The organism is Deferribacterota bacterium (assembly GCA_034189185.1).
Lineage (GTDB): Bacteria > Chrysiogenota > Deferribacteres > Deferribacterales > UBA228 > UBA228.
In genome coordinates this window covers 1-2,426 of sequence record JAXHVM010000225.1, presented here as the reverse complement: position 1 = coordinate 2,426, position 2,426 = coordinate 1, and the positions used below count along the sequence as shown (strand labels likewise).

At 30.7% G+C, this 2,426-nt stretch carries 2 protein-coding genes; both read left to right on the top strand.

Annotated elements, in window-relative coordinates:
• The first annotated feature begins 302 nt into the window (after positions 1 to 302).
• The gene (larA, locus tag SVN78_10225) at positions 303 to 1,637 is read left to right on the top strand and encodes a nickel-dependent lactate racemase (GenBank protein MDY6821983.1); all 1,335 of its coding nucleotides are present in this window, start codon (positions 303 to 305) and stop codon (positions 1,635 to 1,637) included.
• Between the two features lie 157 nt (positions 1,638 to 1,794).
• Positions 1,795 to 2,426 (top strand): acyl-CoA dehydrogenase family protein (locus SVN78_10220; GenBank protein ID MDY6821982.1); only part of this gene is annotated, 632 nt, incomplete at its 3' end.

Here is a 2,426-nt window from a genome sequence, read left to right as displayed (position 1 = left end):
AAAACATTACTGTAAAAAATTACAGCTTGAATCCCACATTGTTAAGTTGGAAGGAAAATACAAAATTTTACGCAATAAAAAATATCTAGTGAATAATTTTTAATCAGCATCTATATACATCAGTACTTTACACATTTTTTTGGCAAAGACGGGGCATTGTTTTTTATTTGTTATCTTTTAAATTAAATGATAATAAAGCATCTTAATATTTTATATAAATTTATTAATGTTTGAAAATATTAGAAATATTAATGAATTTAATGTAGCTTTTTAATATAAATAGATTATAATATTAAATAACAATGGATATTAGTTTACCTTGGGGAAAAGAATATTTAAAAGTATCACTGCCTGATTCGTGGAATGTAAATATCCCAAAAAGGATCTCATATCAGAATAAAAACAACTTAGATGAAGAAGGTATCATAAAATATGCTTTAAGTAATCCAATTGGACTTTCACCTCTTTCATCACTAAATTTAGCTGAAAAACGCATATTAATTGTTATAGATGATAATACTAGACCAACCCCCACCCATAAATTTTTTCATCTAATTTTAGATGAATTAATAAAAGCAGGGGCCAACAAAAACCTAATACACCTTATACCTGGCTTAGGCATTCATACCCCAATGTCAGAGAGCGATATGGCTAAAAAAATTGGTGAACACAATTTAAAGCAGATTACTTGGTCTAACCACGATGCTTTTAATTCAAAATTACAACATTATTTTGGCGAGACTAGCTTAAAAACACCAGTTATACTTAATAAAAAATTAAATGAGTGTGACTTAGTTGTTATAATAGGCATGATCGAACCACACCTATGGGCAGGATATGGGGGTGGCCTAAAGAATATATTCCCTGGGCTTGCATCAGCAAGCGCAATAGGAGAACATCACGTTATGATTTCAAAACCACCATATGCATTTAACAGGGTTGGGATTATACCTGAAAATAATGATTTTAGACTAGATTTGGAAGAAATAAAAAATTTTATACCTGCTAATATGTTTTTATTAAATGTAATACTAGATGACAAACAAAATATAATAAATGCCTTTGCAGGTGATCCAATTAAATCTCATAGGGAAGGTGTTAAGTTCTGTATTAAAACATCAGGTTTAAAGGTAGACAAACAGGTAGATGGAATTATAGTTAATTCTTATCCAATGGAGATTAATTTTAAGCAGAGTATGAAGTGTGTTGCCAATTCTTTGCCAGCTCTTTCAAAAAATGGTATAGTTATGGGTTTTTTGAGAGCCGAAAAAGGTCTTGATGATATACCTTTACCTGACAAACCTCCACCATATCCTATATTAAAGTCTTTGCTTAAATTAATGGGTAAAGCAAATGTTATTCGTTTTTTAAATATAGTTAAAAAAGATTTAAAAGTAGAGGAAAAGTTTCTAGCATATTATACGCTTATGTTAATGAGGGAATATAATTTATTCTTATATGTTCCCACCTTAAATAGTAAGGAAATAAGGCATCTTGGATTTTTTCATCATTGTAATACGCCACAAGAAGTTATAGATCGCGCTTCTAAAAAACTTAAAAAAAACGCAGAGATCATTGTCTTTTCTGAAGGTGGCTCTACTTTTCCAATTATTGGGAATACTTTAGATTATTCATAAATAAACATTATTTTTAAAATAGCTTTTTATATTATTTGTTTTATCCATTGATGCCAATTAAAACTAAATATAATGATGTAAATATATTAAAAGAGTAGCGCAAAAATTGTCGAATTGCTTAGCGAATATAACTAAGTTAATATAAGGGAGTTAAAAGATGGATTTTAATTTAAGTGATGAACAAAAAATATTAAAGGAAATGGTTCACTCATTGACTGAAAATGAGATTAGACCAAAAGCTATGGAATGGGATAAAAATGAACAGTGTTATCCTGATGATTTAACTAAAAAATATAATGATTTGGGTTTAATGGGCATTACTTTACCTGAGGAATTTGGAGGACAAGGATTAACAGTTTTCGAGGCAGTATTGGTTATAGAAGAGATCGCTAGAGTATCCCCTTTGGCAGCCTTTCCTATTTTTGAATCTAGTGTGGGCCCAGTAATGGTAATAAACCTTTTTGGAACAAAAGAACATCGGGAAAAATACATACCCAAAGTTTGTAGTGGTGAAATGTTAATTTCTGTTGGAATGACAGAACCTGAAGCAGGATCAGCTCTAACAGATATGAAAACTACTGCTACCCTTGACGGTGATTATTATGTTGTAAATGGGACAAAAAGATTTGTTTCTGGTGGTGGACATAGTGAGGCTTATCTAGTTTATGTACGTATGAGTGAACAAAAGGGTTCAAAAGGTATAGGGGCGTTATTAATAGAGAAAGGTATGGAAGGATTTACCTTTGGAAAACAAGAGCGATTCATGGGTTTAAAAGGTCTCCCAAGTAG